15 protein-coding genes are annotated in these 15954 nt (G+C 70.8%); 4 read left to right on the forward strand and 11 right to left on the reverse strand.

Annotated elements, in window-relative coordinates; genetic code table 11:
• Window positions 1–27: 27 nt before the first annotated feature.
• From ACPOLA_RS06650 to ACPOLA_RS06675, 6 genes are read right to left on the reverse strand one after another with little or no spacing between them, the layout of a single operon-like run.
• Complete coding sequence (locus ACPOLA_RS06650; protein WP_435769624.1) at window positions 28–1176, reverse strand: thiolase family protein; 1149 nt, start codon at window positions 1174–1176, stop codon at window positions 28–30.
• Window positions 1173–1598, reverse strand: a complete 426-nt coding sequence (locus tag ACPOLA_RS06655) for a Zn-ribbon domain-containing OB-fold protein (protein ID WP_435769625.1) — start codon at window positions 1596–1598, stop codon at window positions 1173–1175. Before ACPOLA_RS06655 ends, ACPOLA_RS06650 begins: the two co-directional genes overlap by 4 nt.
• The gene (locus tag ACPOLA_RS06660) at window positions 1591–2028 is read right to left on the reverse strand and encodes a Zn-ribbon domain-containing OB-fold protein (protein ID WP_435769626.1); all 438 of its coding nucleotides are present in this window, start codon (window positions 2026–2028) and stop codon (window positions 1591–1593) included. Before ACPOLA_RS06660 ends, ACPOLA_RS06655 begins: the two co-directional genes overlap by 8 nt.
• Window positions 2025–3224 carry a thiolase C-terminal domain-containing protein gene (locus ACPOLA_RS06665; protein WP_435769627.1) on the reverse strand — a complete coding sequence of 400 codons (1200 nt, stop codon included), beginning with the start codon at window positions 3222–3224 and terminating at the stop codon, window positions 2025–2027. The genes ACPOLA_RS06660 and ACPOLA_RS06665 overlap by 4 nt, the downstream gene beginning before the upstream one ends.
• Complete coding sequence (locus ACPOLA_RS06670; protein ID WP_435769628.1) at window positions 3217–4416, reverse strand: CaiB/BaiF CoA transferase family protein; 1200 nt, start codon at window positions 4414–4416, stop codon at window positions 3217–3219. The genes ACPOLA_RS06665 and ACPOLA_RS06670 overlap by 8 nt, the downstream gene beginning before the upstream one ends.
• Window positions 4416–5735, reverse strand: coding sequence for a CaiB/BaiF CoA transferase family protein (locus tag ACPOLA_RS06675; protein WP_435769629.1), 1320 nt, complete (start codon window positions 5733–5735; stop codon window positions 4416–4418). The genes ACPOLA_RS06670 and ACPOLA_RS06675 overlap by 1 nt, the downstream gene beginning before the upstream one ends.
• Window positions 5736–5974: 239 nt before the next feature.
• On the opposite strand from ACPOLA_RS06675, the gene ACPOLA_RS06680 reads away from it, so the two are divergent.
• A complete protein-coding gene (locus ACPOLA_RS06680; RefSeq protein WP_435769630.1) occupies window positions 5975–6811 on the forward strand; it encodes a FadR/GntR family transcriptional regulator in 837 nt (278 codons plus the stop codon).
• A 6-nt stretch (window positions 6812–6817) separates the two neighbouring features.
• Here the strand turns inward: ACPOLA_RS06680 and lhgO are convergent, their stop codons facing one another.
• Complete coding sequence (gene lhgO, locus ACPOLA_RS06685; RefSeq protein ID WP_435769631.1) at window positions 6818–8023, reverse strand: L-2-hydroxyglutarate oxidase; 1206 nt, start codon at window positions 8021–8023, stop codon at window positions 6818–6820.
• A gap of 90 nt (window positions 8024–8113) precedes the next feature.
• On the opposite strand from lhgO, the gene ACPOLA_RS06690 reads away from it, so the two are divergent.
• The 3 genes from ACPOLA_RS06690 to ACPOLA_RS06700 are packed head-to-tail and all read left to right on the forward strand — an operon-like array spanning window position 8114 to window position 11129.
• On the forward strand, window positions 8114–9289 hold the full coding sequence (locus tag ACPOLA_RS06690) for an iron-containing alcohol dehydrogenase (protein WP_435769632.1): 1176 nt from the start codon (window positions 8114–8116) through the stop codon (window positions 9287–9289).
• The gene (locus tag ACPOLA_RS06695) at window positions 9286–10758 is read left to right on the forward strand and encodes an aldehyde dehydrogenase family protein (protein ID WP_435769633.1); all 1473 of its coding nucleotides are present in this window, start codon (window positions 9286–9288) and stop codon (window positions 10756–10758) included. Before ACPOLA_RS06690 ends, ACPOLA_RS06695 begins: the two co-directional genes overlap by 4 nt.
• A gap of 8 nt (window positions 10759–10766) precedes the next feature.
• Window positions 10767–11129 (forward strand): EthD domain-containing protein, encoded by a 363-nt coding sequence (locus ACPOLA_RS06700; RefSeq protein ID WP_435769634.1) that lies wholly within the window; start codon window positions 10767–10769, stop codon window positions 11127–11129.
• A gap of 130 nt (window positions 11130–11259) precedes the next feature.
• Here the strand turns inward: ACPOLA_RS06700 and ACPOLA_RS06705 are convergent, their stop codons facing one another.
• From ACPOLA_RS06705 to ACPOLA_RS06720, 4 genes are read right to left on the reverse strand one after another with little or no spacing between them, the layout of a single operon-like run.
• A complete protein-coding gene (locus ACPOLA_RS06705) occupies window positions 11260–12072 on the reverse strand; it encodes an SDR family NAD(P)-dependent oxidoreductase (RefSeq protein WP_435769635.1) in 813 nt (270 codons plus the stop codon).
• Between the two features lie 7 nt (window positions 12073–12079).
• Entirely contained in the window at window positions 12080–13120 is a 1041-nt protein-coding gene (locus ACPOLA_RS06710) for an ABC transporter permease (RefSeq protein WP_435769636.1), read from the reverse strand.
• Window positions 13117–14793, reverse strand: a complete 1677-nt coding sequence (locus ACPOLA_RS06715) for a sugar ABC transporter ATP-binding protein (RefSeq protein WP_435769637.1) — start codon at window positions 14791–14793, stop codon at window positions 13117–13119. Before ACPOLA_RS06715 ends, ACPOLA_RS06710 begins: the two co-directional genes overlap by 4 nt.
• A complete protein-coding gene (locus ACPOLA_RS06720; RefSeq protein ID WP_435769638.1) occupies window positions 14739–15869 on the reverse strand; it encodes a sugar ABC transporter substrate-binding protein in 1131 nt (376 codons plus the stop codon). Before ACPOLA_RS06720 ends, ACPOLA_RS06715 begins: the two co-directional genes overlap by 55 nt.
• Between the last annotated feature and the right edge of the window lie 85 nt (window positions 15870–15954).

Here is a 15954-nt window from a genome sequence, read left to right on the forward strand (position 1 = left end):
GGAGCGGCGCCCTGGGCTCCCGGGATGTCAGCGGGAGAGCACGGTGCAGGCGCTGATGCCGGGCGCCCCGTAGACGTGCGTGAAGCCGGTCCTCGGTCCGCCGGGGACCTGGCGCGCGCCGGCGTCGCCCCGCAGCTGCAGGACGGTCTCGTAGACCTGGCGCAGACCCGTGGCACCGATCGGCTCGCCGTTGGCGATCACGCCCCCGTCGGTGTTGACCGGGAGCCGTCCGTCGGGGCGGGTCTGGCCGTCGGCGATCAGCTTCTCCTGCTCACCGTGCGCGCACAGCCCGGTCTCCGCCATGTGCATGATCTCGGCGCCGGTCTCGGTGTCCTGGATCTGCGCCACGTCGATGTCCTCCGGACCGATGCCGGCTGACGCGAAGGCCGCGGCGGCGGCGTCCGCGGTCGGCCCCGACAGCGTCTCGGGCGTCGTCCACGGGCTGAACACCTCGAAGGACCCGAACCGCCGCGAGCGGAACTCGGCCGAGCGCAGGTAGACCGGTGTCGAGGTGTAGCGGTGGGCGACCTCGGCGCGGGCCAGCACGAGCGCCACCCCGCCCTCCCCCGGGGAGCAGAACATGTACTGCGTCAGCGGGTGGTTGACCATCGGCGCGTCGAGGATCTCCTGCGCGCTCAGCGGCTTGCGGCGCCACGCGTTGGGGTTGAGGGCACCCAGCGCGAAGGACTTCTCCGCGACGGCAGCGAGGGTCTCCTGCCCGATGCCGTGCTCGGCCATGTAGCGCACGATCTTCTGCGCGAAGAACTGCGTGGTGACCATCATCCCGGTCTCGCCGTACCAGTCCCCGATGCCGAGGCTGGCGGGGTCGGTGTTGAAGGCACCCCGCGGGTGCTTGTCGAAGCCGACGACCATGCCGAGGTCGTACTGGCCCGACATCAGGGCACTGCGTGCCGAGATCAGCGCCGAGCCACCGGTGCCGCAACCGTTGTGCACGTTGATGAACGGCGCCCCGGTCAGGCCGAGGTCGGAGACGAGGGAGTCGGCGTCGCCGGCGGAGTGGCTGCCGCCGTACGCGAACTGGATGTCGGACCACTGCACGCCGGCGTCCGCCAGCGCCTGACGAGCCGCGAAGGCTCCCTGCGCGCGGCCGCTGACGCCCTCGGTACGGCCGAAGGGGTGGATGCCGATGCCGACGATGGCGACGTCGCTGCTCATGCGGAGACCTCCTGGGGAGCGAAGGCGAAGGTGTCCACGCGGACCTCGCCGTCGGGGAACGCCGGCAGCACGACGAGCTGCATCGGCATGCCGAGGGAGAGGGCACCGGGGTCGGCGACGGTCAGCCGCGCCTCGACGCAGACGTCGCCGAGGTCGACGTACCCCACGCCGTAGGGCTGGAAGGGCTCGAAGCCGCGGTAGGGCGTCTTGGGCGGGAAGTACTGCACCGTGAAGGACCACAGGGTGCCCGACGTCGGCAGCGCGACCCGGTCCATCGCCTCCCCGCCGCACCGCGGACATCCGTCCTGGTAGGGGAACGTGGTCGTGGCGCAGCCGGGGCAGCGGGCGCCGGCCAGCGTGGGCGACACCGTCTCCGACGGGTCGACGAACAACGAGTCGTCGACCCAGCGACGCTCACTCATGGTCACTCTCCTCCTCGGTCGCCGGCACCCACTGGGGCAGCCGGACTCCCTCGACGTCCTCGAACCGGACTGCCATGGGCTGTCCGATGGTCAGTGCGGGCCGTCCGTCGACGTGCCCCACGAGCCGGACGCCGGGCGCCTCGTCGAGCTCCACCAGCACGACCGTGTACGGCGTGGGGTGGGCCGGGTGCACCTGGTGCTCCACCACGGTCCAGCTGTAGAGCGTGCCCCGGGGCTCGACGGTCCGCCACGTGTCGCCGAGCTCACCGCAGTGCGGGCAGCTGGCGCGCGGCAGGTGCAGGTCGGTGCCGCACGCCTCGCAGTGCCGGATCGCCAGCTCGCCGCGTGCCGCGGCGGCGAAGAACTCGCCGGTGTCGACGTCGTCGACGACCGGGACCACCCGGCCGGTGGTGGTCTCCGCGCCGCTCATCGGTCCACCCCCAGGATCAGGGCGCTGGCTCCGGGCGGGGGCGCGGAGGTCACCAGGCACAGCTCGGCGCCGGGCACCTGGTTGGTGGAGGTCCCGCGGATCTGCCGGACCCCCTCGACGACGTGGTTCATGCCGTGGATGTAGGCCTCGGACAGGTGCCCGCCGCTGGTGTTGATCGGCAGCAGGCCGCCGACGCTCAGCTGCTCCTCGGAGAGGCGCGCCGCCTCCCCGCGCGGGACGAACCCGTAGTCCTCGAGCTGGATCAGGGTGGTGATGGTAAAGCAGTCGTAGACCTGCGCGACGTCGATGTCGGCGGGCGCCACGCCGCCGCGGGCGAAGAGGGTCCGGGCTGCGGCCGCCGACGGCCAGGTGGTGATCGAGGGGCGGAGCAGCGCCGGGAACATCAGACCCGGCTGCACGCCCGCACCGGTGCCCTGGGCGACCGACACGATCGGCACCGGCACGCTCGCCAGGTCGCGGGCCCGCTCGGTGGACGTCACGACGACGGCGCACGCGCCGTCGGTCTCGAGGCAGTAGTCGAAGAGCCGCAGTGGGTCCGAGAGCATCCGCGACGAGAAGTAGTCGTCGCGTGTCATCGGCCGGTCGTGGAACTGCGCCGCCGGGTTGTTGTTGGCGTGCGACCGGCAGGCCAGGGCGATCGACGCCAGGCCCTCGGACAGCTTGTCGACCGGCAGGCCGTGCTCGTGGGCGTAGCGCCGGGCGACGACCGCGAAGAACTGGCCGGGCGTCTGCATGCCGAAGGGTAGGAAGAACTCGTCGTAGCTGCCCTCGCCGCCGATGGCGCCCCTCTCCCCGACGAGGCCGTACCTGTTGCCGGAGCGGCCGTTGAGGGACCGGAAGACGACCACCGTCGAGGCCAGGCCCGCGGAGACGGCCGCGGCCGCCTGCGCGACCATCGCGGCCGGGCCGGAGCCGCCGGGACCGGCCTCGCCCCAGTAGGTCAGGTCGCGGGCGCCGAGGGAGTCGGCGAGGGCGGGCGCGGAGACCAGGTCCATGTCGCAGCGGACGACGCCGTCGACCTCGCGGGGGTCGATGCCCGCGTCGGCCAGGGCGGCACGGGTCGCCTGGACCGCCAGGGTGAGCGGCGAGCGGCCGGAGCGCTTGGAGAAGTCGGTGGCGCCGATGCCGGCGATCGCCGTGGCACCGGGGACCCAGGCCGGGGTGCGGTCAGCCATCGGAGCCCTCGGTCGTGGCGGCGCCCTCGTCGAGCCGGGGCGGCGCCCCGGGCGTCGTCTCGAAGGCGGTGAACCGGTAGGGGAGCCCGGGGTAGGGGTGCGTGGACCCCTCGGGGGAGGCGATGTCCACGAAGAACTCCCGCTCCCGCAGGTGCTCGTCGTCCACCAGGTCCTCGAAGGCGTTGAGGCGGCCGATGGGCAGGCCGCGGCGCTGTCCCTCGTGGTAGACGGTCTCGGCGTCCTGGATGAGGAAGAAGACCTCGATCAGCTCCTGGACGTGGCCGAAGGCCTGCTGGCGGTGGGCGACGTCCTGGTACGCGGGGTCCGTCAGGTCCGCCGCCATCCCCAGGTCGCTCATCCAGGACAGCAGGGCGTTCCACGCCTTCTGCTCCGACAGGATCAGCGCGAAGTACACGTAGTTGCCGTCGCCGCACTCGAACAGCGCCGGCTGTGTCGGCTCGGGCTGGGCGTGCCGGCAGGTCTGCCGCTTCACCAACGCCTTCGGGTAGAACCAGTACGGGTTGGCGAGCTCGCCGCTCACCGCGTTGGCCTCGTGGATCGACACGTCGACCAGCTGCCCCCGCCCCGTGCGGTGGCGCTCGATCAGGGCCAGGAGCAGGGCGCACCAGGCGAAGCTGGCTCCCAGCTGGAACCCCTGGTTGCCGCCCGGCCGGATCGGCGGGATCGAGTGGTCGTCGTACCCGCAGCTGTTGAGCATGCCGCCGGCCGCGAGGGCGACGAGGTCGCTGGTGCGGTAGTCCTTCCACGGTCCGGTGAGGCCGAACGGCGTGACCGACACGATCACCAGGTCGGGCCGCTCCGCGCGGAGCGCGTCGAGGTCGAAGCCGAGGGCTCCGAGCCACTCGGGGTCCTCGAGGATGAGGACGTCCGCGCCGGCGAGCACCTGCGCGAACGCCGCCCGTTCCTCTGCCGAGGCCGCATCCACGACGCGGCTGCTCTTGCTGGAGTTGTAGGCCCAGAACTCGAGGCTGTGGTCCGGGTCCTCGTGCCCGGCCACGAACGGTCCGGTACGACGGCTGGCGACGCCGCCGGGCGGCTCGATCTTGACCACGTCGGCGCCGAGGTCGGCGAGGAGCTTCCCGGTCTGCTCCCCCGCCGGGCTCTGCGCGAGCTCCACGACCGTGAGCTGCTGGACGGGGGTGGTCCCCGCGATCACCTGTGCGGCACCCATCAGATGACCCCTTCCTCGGAGAGCTGGGCAAGCGTGTCGGCGTCGCGGCCGAGGAGCTCGCCGAAGACGTAGGCGTTGTCCTCACCGAGCAACGGCGCGGAGCGCCAGTTGTCGGGCTGGGAGACGGAGAGCTGGGCGGGGAAGCCCTCGAAGAGGGCGGGCCCGATCACCGGGTGGTCGAGCTCGAAGAAGGTGCCCCGGGCGGCGATCTGCGCGTCGACCTCGCTGAGGTCGCGGGAGTTCTGGACCGCGGCCGCGATCACGCCGACGGTCTGCAGGTCGTGCATCGTCTGGTGCTTGTCGCGCCCGGCCGTCCAGCGGGCGACGTGCTCGTCCAGCTCGTCCTGGTGGGCGACCCGACCCGCCGCCGTCGCGAAGCGCGGGTCATCGGCCCAGGAGGGGTTCTCCATGACCGCGCACAGCGACTTCCACTCCTCCTCGGAGAAGACCGCGATCGCCACCCACTCGTCCTCGCCGCTTGCCGGGTAGACACCGTGCGGCGCGCACTCGGGGTGCTCAAGCCGGTTGCCGCGCGGGAAGTCCTCGCGCCGGCTCGGGCGGTCGTTGACCAGCGTGTCCAGCAGGTCGGCGCCCAGCAGGCCGATGCCGGCCTCGACGGCCGAGACGTCGACCTCGGTCCCCTGCCCGGTGAGCATCCGGTGGTAGATGGCGAGAAGCAGCCCGGCCGAGTTGTAGTACGCGGCCTGGTTGTCCATGTACGACAGACCCCACCCGGACGGCTCGCGTCCCGGGAGGCCGCTGTTGAACGACAGTCCGCTGACCGCCTGCACGACCGGCCCGTAGCTGCGGTACTCGGCGTGCGGGCCGGAGTGCCCGTAGCCGCTCATCCGCGCGAAGATGACGTCCTCGCGGATCTCGCGGAGCTCGGGGTAGGTCAGGTTCCAGCGCTCCATGACGCCCGGCGCGAAGTTCTCGGTGACGATGCCGCAGTGCTCGATCAGGTCGTGCACCAGCTCCCGGCCACGCGGGTCGCCCATGTCGACGGTGACGCCGAGCTTGTTGCGCGAGTAGTTGTTGAACAGCCCGCCCTTGTCGGGGTCGGGGTTGGGGTCCTCGTCGCCGTACGACCGCACCTCGCCCTTGTAGATGGGCAGCCGGCGGGGGGTGTCGAGGCGCTTGCGGTTCTCGATCTTGATGACCTCGGCCCCGAAGTCGGCGAGCAGACGCGTCGCCACGGCACCCACGCCCATCCAGCAGAAGTCCGCGATCCGCACGCCGGTCAAGGGGCCGGTGCGCGGCCGGGGGCGGCGCTGGTCCGCAGCCTGCGGCGGGAGCTGTCCAAACGTGGTCTGCGTCACGCCGCAATCGTATTCATCATGATGAACTAGGTCAAGGGCTCGTCGGCGAGCGCGTCCGCACCCGGCACGCACCGACGAGAATGGGCGCCATCGCCGACTCCGGGCGCACGACGACCATGGCGCCGCGTTCATTGCCACTCCCCGCCTGAGGTGCCAGAGTGAGGGCCTGTCCGTCCGCAGGGCCCCGGCGCGCAGCGCGTCCGCGGCCGCCCCGCCGCGACCTCGACCAGAAAGCCGACATGAGCGCAGAGCTGATCCCTGACGTCCCCCCACTCGGCGAGAACGACGCAGTGCACGGCCTGCCCATCATCTACGCCCCCCGCGGGTTCCGCTCGGCGTCGGAGTCGGGCGCGCGGACCCGCGAGCCGAAGGCGGCCGAGGTCACCGCGTCGCGGATCGTCGACGACATCATCGACGGCAGGGTGCAGGTGGGCCAGAAGCTGCCGACGGAGCCCGAGATGCTCGACCGGTACGCCGTCAGCCGGGAGTCCCTGCGCGAGGCGCTCCGGCTGCTGGAGATCCAGGGCATCATCGACATCAAGCGCGGCCCCGGCGGTGGGCCCTTCGTGGCGCCGCTCAACTCCGGCTACCTGGCGAGGACCTCCTCGCTCTACTTCCACCTCAGCGGCGCGACCCACGCCGAGCTGTTCCAGACCTGGGCGATCCTCGAGCCCTCCCTGGCCGAGCTGGTGGCCCAGCAGCCGGACCGGAAGGCCAAGCGGCAGATCTTCGCGCCGTTCATCGACTACGACCCGGACGCCCACCAGTCCGACGAGCTCTTCACGGACTTCAACAACTTCCACGCGGTCATCGCGCAGCTGAGCGGCAACCGGGTCCTGACCCTGGTCACCCAGTCGGTCACCCACATCGTCGTGGAGAACGTGCTCCGCTCCGTCGACCCCGTCTCCGAGCGGTCGATGCTGAGCCACTCGCACGAGGACATCGCGGTCGCCATCGTGGACGGGCGCGCCACCAAGGCGCGCAAGCTGATGGCCGACCACATCCACGAGGTGCGCGACACCTACCTCAGCCGGTCCCCCGACCAGGGGCGCAAGCCCGTCGAGTGGCGCCTCTGACGTCGTTCAACCCACCACGAGGACGCGGTCGACCAGCTCGCGGGCGATGGCGAACGCCGCCGTGGCTGCCGGCGAGGGCGCGTTCCGAACGTGGGTGACAGAGCCGTCGGTCGACAGCGCGAAGTCGTCGACGAGCGAGCCGTCGCGACCGAGGGCCTGCGCCCGGACGCCGGCGTGGACGGTTCCGTCGAGGTCCTCGACACTGAGCCCGGGCGCGTACCGCGCAGCCTGACGGACGAATGCCTTGCGACTGGCCGCCATCGCCATCTCCTGCACACCCGTGCGCCAGAAGCGCCGCGCGAGACGCCAGCTCCCGGGCCAGGTGGCGGTCTCCCAGACGTCGCGGCGGCGCACTCGGGTGACCGAGTAGCCATCGCGCGCGCCCACCATCATCGCCGTAGGACCGAGGGAGACCGACCCGTCGATGTGCCGCGTGATGTGCACGCCCAGGAAGGGGAGGGTCGGGTCCGGCACCGGATAGATCATCCCCCGAACCACGGGCTCCTCGCTCTGCCTCAGGGCCAGGTACCCCCCGCGGAACGGCACGATGCGCGGATCCTCGGCCGCCCCGGACGAGCGAGCGAGTCGGTCAGACCACAGCCCGGCACAGGTGATGGCGCGCCGCGCGGACACCTCCTCCCCGCCGGGGAGCTCGACCCGGCAGGCGTCGCCGAACGGGCGCACCGCGGTCACCCAGGTGTCGAACCGGAACTCCACGCCCTGGGCCTCCAGCTCCCGGCGGATGGCGCGAGCGACCTCGGCGTAGTCGACGATGCCCGTGCCCGGGGAGTGGAGGGCCGCCAGCCCCGTGGCGCGCGGCTCGATCTCGCGGATCTCCCCCGCGTCGACGCGTCGGAGGCCCAGGACCTCGTTGGCCTGCCCGCGACGCTCCAGCTCCTCGAGCCGGGGAAGCTCGCGCTCCTCCAGCGCGACGATCAGCTTGCCGCACCGCTCGAACGGGATCCCGTGCTCGGCGACGTAGTCGTACATCAGCCTGGATCCCTCGACGCAGAGGCGCGCCTTCAGCGAGCCGGGCTCGTAGTACACCCCGCTGTGGATGACGCCGGAGTTGTGGCTGGTCTGGTGGGCCGCCACGTCCGACTCCCCCTCGACCACGAGGATGCTCGCTCCGGGGTGGCGCACCGACCACTCCCGGGCAACGGCGAGCCCGACGATCCCAGCGCCCACCACGACGAGGTCGAACTGCTTCATCTGCCACGCTCCTTGCAATTTGTTATGAGGAATAACTATCATCTGCGACGTGGGTCACACAATCCCGCGCCCACGACGACGGGAGCACGCATGATCAGGATCGATGAATTCCTCTTCCCTCGCCGGGTGGTCGCCGCCCCCGGTGCAGCAAGCCGCCTCGGTGACCTCCTGACCGCGGACCGCGTCCCCCGAGGCGCAGTCATGGTCATCGCCGATGCGGTCGTCCACGACCTGGGCCTGGACGCGGCCGTCGTCACCAGCCTCGAGGACAGCGGCTACGACGTCGTCGTCTTCGCCGAGATCGCGGGCGAGCCTGACGACCTCGTGGTCAAGCGAGCCGTCGCAGCAGCCCGCGCCGCAGGCGCGGTGGCGTTCGTGGGGCTCGGCGGCGGCAGCGCGCTCGATGTCACCAAGCTCGTCGCCCACGCCGTCGGCGGCGACGTCGAGCCGGACGACCTCCGCGGTCCCATCGCCGCCATCCCAGACTTCCCGTTCCTTGCCCTGGTCCCCACCACGGTCGGCACCGGAGCGGAGGCGACACGCGTCGCCATGTTCGCGGTCGGCGGTGCCAAGCGCGCGGTGCTGAGCGCCCAGTTCGTCCCCGACGTCGCCGTGCTGGACGCCCACCTGGTCGCCGGCCTCCCGGCACCCGTGGTGGCCAGCACCGCCCTCGACGCGCTGTCGCACGCGCTCGAGTCCGCCATGTCGACGACCAGCAACGACCTGACCTGGCAGTTCTCGGTGCGGGCGTCCCGCATCGTCTTCGATCGGCTCCGTCCGGCGCTCGAGGGCGACCTGGAGGCGCGCGGCGACCTGCTCTACGCCTCGTTCCTCGCCGGGGTCTCCCTCAACGCGGGCGTCGTCCTCGGCCACAGCATGAGCTACGTGCTCGCTGCCCGCCACGGCCTGGCGCACGGCGTCGGCTGCTCTCTCGCACTCCCCTACTGCCTGGCCTACAACCAGACCATGGATGCCGACCGCGGTGCGCGTCTCGCCGCTGAGGTGCTGCAGGACGAGGCGGCCGACCTGCGCCTCCTCGCGACGCGCGTCGCGCAGCTCTCCGCTGACGCGGGACTGCCGACCGACCTCCTCGGTTTCGGCTCGGCGGCCGAGGAGCCGGAGCAGCTCGCCGTCCGCGTCGTGGAGGAGTACCCCAGACCCACCAACCCGGTCGCCCTGGAGACCGGGCGACTGACCACCTTGATCACCCACCTGCGCACCGGCGACCTCGCCGGCGCCTGGACCGCGATGGGAGCCACCCCGTGACCCGATCCACCGACCTCGTCCCTCCCCGCTACCAGGCCCTCGTTGGCGGCGAGTGGACCGGCGCCGCCGAGGACGATTGGCTCGACGTCCGCGACCCGGCCGCCTGGGACACCGTCATCGCGCAGGTGCCGAGCCTCTCGGCCGACACCGTTCGTGGCGCGTACAAGTCCGCGCGCGAGGGTGCGGAGGAGTGGGCGGCGACCGGCGCCCTGACCCGCTCGACCGTGCTCTTCCGCGCGGCCGCCCTGCTGCGGGAGCGGGCGCCCGAGCTCACCGCCCTGCTGACGCGGGAGAACGGCAAGACGACGGCCGAGGCGACGGTCGAGGTCGCGAAGTCAGCAGAGTTCTTCGAGTTCTACGCCGGCCTGGCTCGCCTGCCGTACGGCGAGCTGATCCACGATGCCCGCGAGCGCACCACCACGAGCGTGCGACGTGAGCCGGTAGGAGTGGTGCTGGTCATCACGCCGTGGAACGACCCCCTGCTCACCCCGGCTCGCAAGCTCGCGCCTGCGCTGTTCGCCGGCAACGCCGTGGTGCTCAAGCCGGCCAGCGACACGCCGGTGATCGCGCTCGAGCTGGTGCGCGCGCTCGTCGACGCGGGCGTCCCTGCCCGAGCGGTCACGGCCGTCACCGGCCGGGCGGGCAGGATCGCGGACGCGTTGATCGAGTCCGACGAGATCGACGCCGTCACCTTCACCGGATCCACCGACGTGGGCCTGGACCTCCAGCGCTCGCTCGCGGGACGCAACCTTCGGGTCCAGACCGAGATGGGCGGCAAGAACGCCTCCATCGTTCTGGCCGACGCCGATCTGGACCTGGCTGCGGACACGATCGCCGCCGCCGGCTTCGCCCAGGCGGGGCAGCGCTGCACGGCGACCAGCCGAGTCCTGGTCGAAGCCTCCGTGCACGACGCGCTCCTCGAGCGCCTCGTGGCGCGCGCAGGCGTACTCGTCCCTGGCGCCGGGAGCGCCGAGGGCACCACTCTCTGCCCCGTCATCAACCCCGGCCACCGCCGGGAGATCGATGACCACGTCGCGCGGGCGGAGACGGAGGGCGCCCGGGTGTTGGCCGGAGCGGTGGACATCGCGGGGTTGCCGCAGGACGGCTGCTTCGTGCGGCCGACCGTCGTCGCAGACGTCACGCCCGACATGAGCATCTGGACGCAGGAGGTCTTCGGCCCGGTCGTCGCCGTCATGCCCGTGGCCGGTCTCGAGCAAGCCATCGAGCTGACCAACGCCTCGGAGTACGGTCTGTCCGCCGCACTCTTCACCCGCGACATCGGCTCCTCGGAAGTCTTCCTGGACCGCGTGCGCACCGGCCAGGCCGCGGTGAACCTCCCGACCTCCGGTTGGGACGTCCACCACCCGTTCGGCGGCTACAAGCTCTCGGGCTCGGCTCACAAGGAGCAGGGCCTGGAGGCGCTGCACTTCTACCAGCGCGTCAAGACCTGCGCCGTCAGGGCGGTCTGAGCACCGTCGTGATTCGCTGGGTGTTCCTGCTGCGGCGACGACCGGGCATGGCGGTCGAGGAGTTCCGCCAGTATTACGAGCGCCACCACGCCCGCCTCGGGGAGAAACACGTCCCCCGGGCGGCACGCTATGTGCGGCGCTTCCTCGAGCCCGCACCAGGCGTGCCGGACGCCGTGGACGGGTACGACGTCATCACCGAGCTCTGGTTCGCTACGCAGGAGGATTTCGACGCCTCGGTCGCGCACCTCATGTCGGACGCCGTGCAGGCCGAGATCACCGCGGACGAGGAGCGCCTCTTCGACAGGTCCGGCACGCAGAGCTACCTGGTCACGGAGTGCGATTCCCCGAGGTCAGCGCTTCCGGATCAGTGACCCGATCCCCCTCCGGCCCGTCCTGCCGCCTTTGCGGATGACGCCTCGAGGCCGGACAGTCGAGGGGCCCGCCCCGTTCCTCGCGAAGGACGGTGCGGGCCGGAGTGCCTCAGGCGGAGGCCGATCAGGCTCAGCGAGCGGTGAACCCACCGTCCACGGCCAGAGTCGCACCGGTGACGTACGACGCCGCCGGACCGAGCAGCCAGACGCTTGCCTCGGCCACCTCCTCGGGGCGGCCGAACCGGGAGAAGCCCGTGAAGGCGCCCGCCACCTCGGGCTCGGTGAGCCCCGAGCCCTCCAGCGCACCGCGGAGCATGGGGGTGTCGATGGCCCCTGGCGCCACGGCGTTCACGCGGATGCCGTGTGGCGCGTTCTCGAGCGCGGCGACCTTCGTCAACCCGAGCACGCCGTGCTTGGCGGCGACGTACGCGGCATTGGTCTCTTGCGGCCGGAAGGAGCTCACGGAGGCGATGTTGACCAGCGACCCGCCGTCGCCCTGCTCCAGGAGGGCGCGCAGCTCGTGCTTGAGGCACAGCGCCATCCCGGTCAGGTCGATGGCGAGCACCGACTGCCACTCGGCGAGGTCCAGCTCGCTGAGAAGACGGCTGTCTGGCGGACGAGCCGCGTTGTTGACGGCGCCGTCGAGCCGACCGAACTGCTCGAGGGTGCGGGCGACCATCGCCTCCACCTGCTCCTCGTCCTGCACGTCCACGGCGACGCCCACGGAGGGCGTCGACAGCGACGCGGCGGCTTCGCTCGCCCGGGTCTCGTCCAGGTCGGCCACCACGACGTGAGCACCGGCGTCGGCGCAGCGACGGGCGGTCGCAAGACCCATGCCCTGCGCTGCGCCCGTCACGATGACCACCCGTCCCGCGAGGTCGCGGGACTGGTGTGCGTCTTCGGGTGATCGCCGGGGCGTCGTGCTGCGGTCGATCTTCGACATGGTCTCCTCAGCTCCGCGTTCCTGCGAGGGCGCCGGCCTCTGTGTCGTTGCCTCCGCCGCCGGAATCGACCTCGACCGCCTTGATCCGGCGCTCGTGCTGAGCCGCGCGCAGCCGTGCGCCGGCGAGGGCGACGGCGCCGATCAGGGCGACGCCGTTGAACATGTCGTCGAGCCAACGCTGGTTGTTGATCAGCTGGAGACCCTTGATGCCCGTCGCGAGGGCGTAGATGGCGATGATCGTGCCCCACACGTTGAACTTGCCCGGCTTGAGCTGGGTGGTGCCGAGGAACGCGGCGGCGAAGGCCGGCAGCAGGAGCGTGTTGCCGAAGGTGAGCGAGGGCGCGGTGCGGGAGGCGTAGAGGATTCCCGCCAACGAGCCGATGACCGCAGAGGTGACCAGCGAGATGAAGATCAGCCGGTCGACCCTCACTCCGGAGAGACGGGCCGCCTCCCTGTTGCCGCCTGTGGCGTAGACGTAGCGACCGAATGGGGTGTACTCCAGCACCCACCACAGGATCAGGCCCAGGGCGATCATGTACACGACGATGATCTGGAAGCCGAAGAACTCCGTCTGGGTCAGGCTGCGCCACCCGGCGTCCGGCGGCGGAACCGGCTGCTGCAGTCGCGTCACGATCGTCTGCACGGCGATCACGATCGAGGACGACCCCAGGGTCGCGATGAACGAGTCGACCTTGAGGACGACGACCACGAACCCGTTGAAGGCGCCGATCAGCGCTGAGACAAGGACCGTCAGTGCGATGGCGGGCCACATGCCCAGCCCGTGGTCGGACTGCAGGAGCGTCACGAAGACGGCCGCGAACCCGACGTTCGCCCCGATCGAGAGGTCGAACACGCCCGTCGCGAGCGGAATCACCAGGCCGAGGGCAAGCACGGCGACGATGGCCTGCTGAGCCGCGACCGAGTGGAGCGTCGTCGAGGTCAGGAAGGTGTCCGGGCGCAGGATCCCGAACAGAACGATCAGGGCGGCCCAGATCCACAGACCGCTGTAGCGGTCCAGGCCCAAGGAGATGCGGCGCTTGTCACTCATGACGCGTCCTTCGTGAGTTCTTCGGAGATGTGGGAGACGTGCTCAGGGACGTGGAGGTCGCGCCCAAGGCACCACTGGGCAATCTCGTGCTCCTGGATCTGGTCGCCGGTCAGCTCGGCCACGACCTCGCCGTTCCGGAAGACGAGCACCCGGTCACAGATGGTCTCGAGCTCGGCGAGGTCGGAGGAGCTCACCACGGCCCCTGTCCCTTCGCCCGCGACCTCACGGATCAGCTCGTGGAGCTCGCGCTGCGCGCCGACGTCGACTCCCTGGGTCGGCTCGTCGAACAGCAGAACGGACGGTCGGCAGCGCAACCACTTGGCGAACAGCACCTTCTGTTGGTTGCCGCCACTGAGCGCCCCGAAGGCGAGCGACTGGGCGCCGGCGGGCTTGACCTGCAGGCGCTCGAACCAGGTAGACACCTCCTTCTCCTCCAGTGAACGCCGCAGCAGTCCGCGCTTGAAGAAGCGGCGTACGTCGGTCACCGAGCAGTTGTCGGAGGCAGTGAGGGTCAAGATCGAGCCGTGCGTCTTGCGCTCGGCCGGCAGGTAGGCGATGCCTCGACCGATGGAGGCGGCCGGGTCATTGGCGCGCAACTCGGTCCCGCTGAGCACCACCTTGCCGCGCTCGCGCTGGTGGGCACCGAAGATGAGACCGAGCGCCTCCTCGCGGCCCGAGCCGGTCAGACCGGCAAGACCGAGGATCTCACCCTCGTGCAGCGTAAAGGTCGCATCCCGCACCGCTCCGGCGCGGACTCCCTCGACTCGCAGCAGCTCGGGCAATCGCTCGCGTGCGGCGTCGGTGCGCTCGGCCTTCTCGATGGAGTAGCCGACCATCGTGACGATGAGGTCGTCCTTGGTCATCTCAGCGACCGGCCGAGTGGCCACGTTGACGCCGTCGCGCAACACGGTCAGCCGGTCGGCGATCTGGAAGACCTCGTCGAGGCGGTGGGTGACGTACAGCACGGCGGTGCCAGCCGCGGCAACCTGGTCGACGATACGGAGCAGGTTCTCCACCTCAGCCGCCGGCAGGGTCGCTGTCGGCTCGTCGAGCACGAGGACCGCCGCCGAGTCATCTGCCGCGGAGGCGTCTGAGTTCAGCGCCCGGGCGATGGCGACGCCGGTCTTCTGCGAGGGCGTCAGCTCCTCGATCGAGGAGTCCAGGTCGAGGTGCTGAAGGCCGACGCGGGACAGCGAGCGGCGGGCCGACTCACGAGCCTTGGACCAGCTGATCACGCCGAAGCGCGTCGGGAAGGACCGACCGAGGAACATGCTGTCGAGGACCGAGCAGGTGTCCACGAGCCCCAAGTCCTGGTGGACGAACCGTAGGCCCAGACGCGCGGAGTCGCCGGGGCCGCTGAAGCTGAGCGACTGGCCATCAACGGTGACCGCGCCGCCGTCGGGCGTGTAGTAGTTCGCGAGGATCTTGATCAGCGTGGACTTGCCAGAACCGTTGTGGCCGAGGAGGGCATGCACCTCGCCGGGCAGGATCTCGAACGAGACGTCGTCCAGAACGCGCGTGCCGGAGAACTTCTTGACGATGCCCTCCACCGCGAGGCGGGGCCGGAGCCCCGCCTCGCCAGTGGCTGCACGCCGGACGGGGTGTGCAGGAGCCTGGCTCATTTCACGAGCCACAGGGCCTTGAACTGCTCGGCGTAGTCGGCCGGCTCGCACCAGGCCTGCTCCGGGTTCTCGCCGATGTTGGACTTGTCGAGCAGCTGCTTGGGCATCAAGCCGGCTGTCTCGCTGTGCTCCATGCCCTGCTGGTCGCGCAGAAGCGTGTCGACGATCTGCCAGCCGTTGTACTGGAAGCACAGGGCGGTCCAGGCTTCCTCGGTGCCGTTCTTGATGCCGGCCCGCTGGGGTGCGCCGGCCGCCTCCCCGGCGAGCTTCACCTTGTCGGCGAGCCCCGCGGACTTCAGCGCGCTGTCGATGCCGACGGCGAAGTCACCGACCGAGCTGATGACGTAGTCGATCTCCGGGTCCTGCTGGATCATCGAGACGATCTGCCCGGGGATGGCGCCGGAGGCGACGTCGGTGATCGCGGCGTCGAGGTGGGTCACCTTGCAACCGGGGCAAGTGTCGGCGATCTGCTTGTCGAAGCCCTCGGAGAACTTCTTGAGCACGGGGAACGCCGGGACGTTCATCACCAGGACGTTGGCCTCCCCGTTGGAGTCAGCCACGGCCCAGTCAGCGAGCATCTTGCCCTGCTCACCGTTCTCGTCGCGGGCGATGCTCGCGATGACCGTCTCTCCCAGCTCGGTGTCACCGATGTGTCCGGGAATGATCTTGATGCCGGCCGCCTCGTACTTGGGGATGATCTGCTCCCACTGCGAGCGGTCCACACCGGTGAAGGTGACGCCGTCCGGCTTGGGGTTCATCTCCAGCGCCTCCTCGAGGCCCTTCAGGAGCGTGGCGGGGTCGGTGTTGTCGAAGGGGATCTCCTCGTAGTCCCATCCGGCAGCCGCGGCCGCCGCCTTCGCGCCCTCGGCGGTGTTGACGCAGTTGCTGTCCGCGCACGAGATGTTGACCAGCAGGCCGGGCTTGGGAGCTTCGTTCAGCGGCTCGCTGATCCCGATCTTCGTCGGCGGCTTCTTGTACTCCTCCACCGCCGCCTTGGCCGCCTCGACGGCGGAGGCCTCGGTGGTACCGGAACCGTCGAGCGCGCCGTCCGACGACGAGCAGGCCGCCGTCGCAAGCGCCAGGGATGCCACCAGGGCACCGAGCCTGACGTGGGTCTTCCGGGACATGTGCTTCTCCTTAGCTTCGTGAGGTCGGGCAGCCGGCATGGCCGAGCCGCCCGAGGTCGTCCCCGAGTCGTTGGGTGGTGTGGTG

It is taken from the genome of Nocardioides proteolyticus, assembly GCF_051280635.3.
Taxonomy (GTDB): domain Bacteria; phylum Actinomycetota; class Actinomycetes; order Propionibacteriales; family Nocardioidaceae; genus Nocardioides.

Excerpts from the sequence above, each read along its gene's own strand:
- ACPOLA_RS06705 (WP_435769635.1), bottom strand. The coding sequence starts at position 12,072 with ATGTCGAAGATCGACCGCAGCACGACGCCCCGGCGATCACCCGAAGAC.
- ACPOLA_RS06720 (WP_435769638.1), bottom strand. The coding sequence starts at position 15,869 with ATGTCCCGGAAGACCCACGTCAGGCTCGGTGCCCTGGTGGCATCCCTG.
- ACPOLA_RS06650 (WP_435769624.1), bottom strand. The coding sequence starts at position 1,176 with ATGAGCAGCGACGTCGCCATCGTCGGCATCGGCATCCACCCCTTCGGC.
- ACPOLA_RS06690 (WP_435769632.1), top strand. The coding sequence starts at position 8,114 with ATGATCAGGATCGATGAATTCCTCTTCCCTCGCCGGGTGGTCGCCGCC.
- ACPOLA_RS06655 (WP_435769625.1), bottom strand. The coding sequence starts at position 1,598 with ATGAGTGAGCGTCGCTGGGTCGACGACTCGTTGTTCGTCGACCCGTCG.
- ACPOLA_RS06670 (WP_435769628.1), bottom strand. The coding sequence starts at position 4,416 with ATGGGTGCCGCACAGGTGATCGCGGGGACCACCCCCGTCCAGCAGCTC.
- lhgO (WP_435769631.1), bottom strand. The coding sequence starts at position 8,023 with ATGAAGCAGTTCGACCTCGTCGTGGTGGGCGCTGGGATCGTCGGGCTC.
- ACPOLA_RS06660 (WP_435769626.1), bottom strand. The coding sequence starts at position 2,028 with ATGAGCGGCGCGGAGACCACCACCGGCCGGGTGGTCCCGGTCGTCGAC.
- ACPOLA_RS06665 (WP_435769627.1), bottom strand. The coding sequence starts at position 3,224 with ATGGCTGACCGCACCCCGGCCTGGGTCCCCGGTGCCACGGCGATCGCC.
- ACPOLA_RS06710 (WP_435769636.1), bottom strand. The coding sequence starts at position 13,120 with ATGAGTGACAAGCGCCGCATCTCCTTGGGCCTGGACCGCTACAGCGGT.
- ACPOLA_RS06680 (WP_435769630.1), top strand. The coding sequence starts at position 5,975 with ATGAGCGCAGAGCTGATCCCTGACGTCCCCCCACTCGGCGAGAACGAC.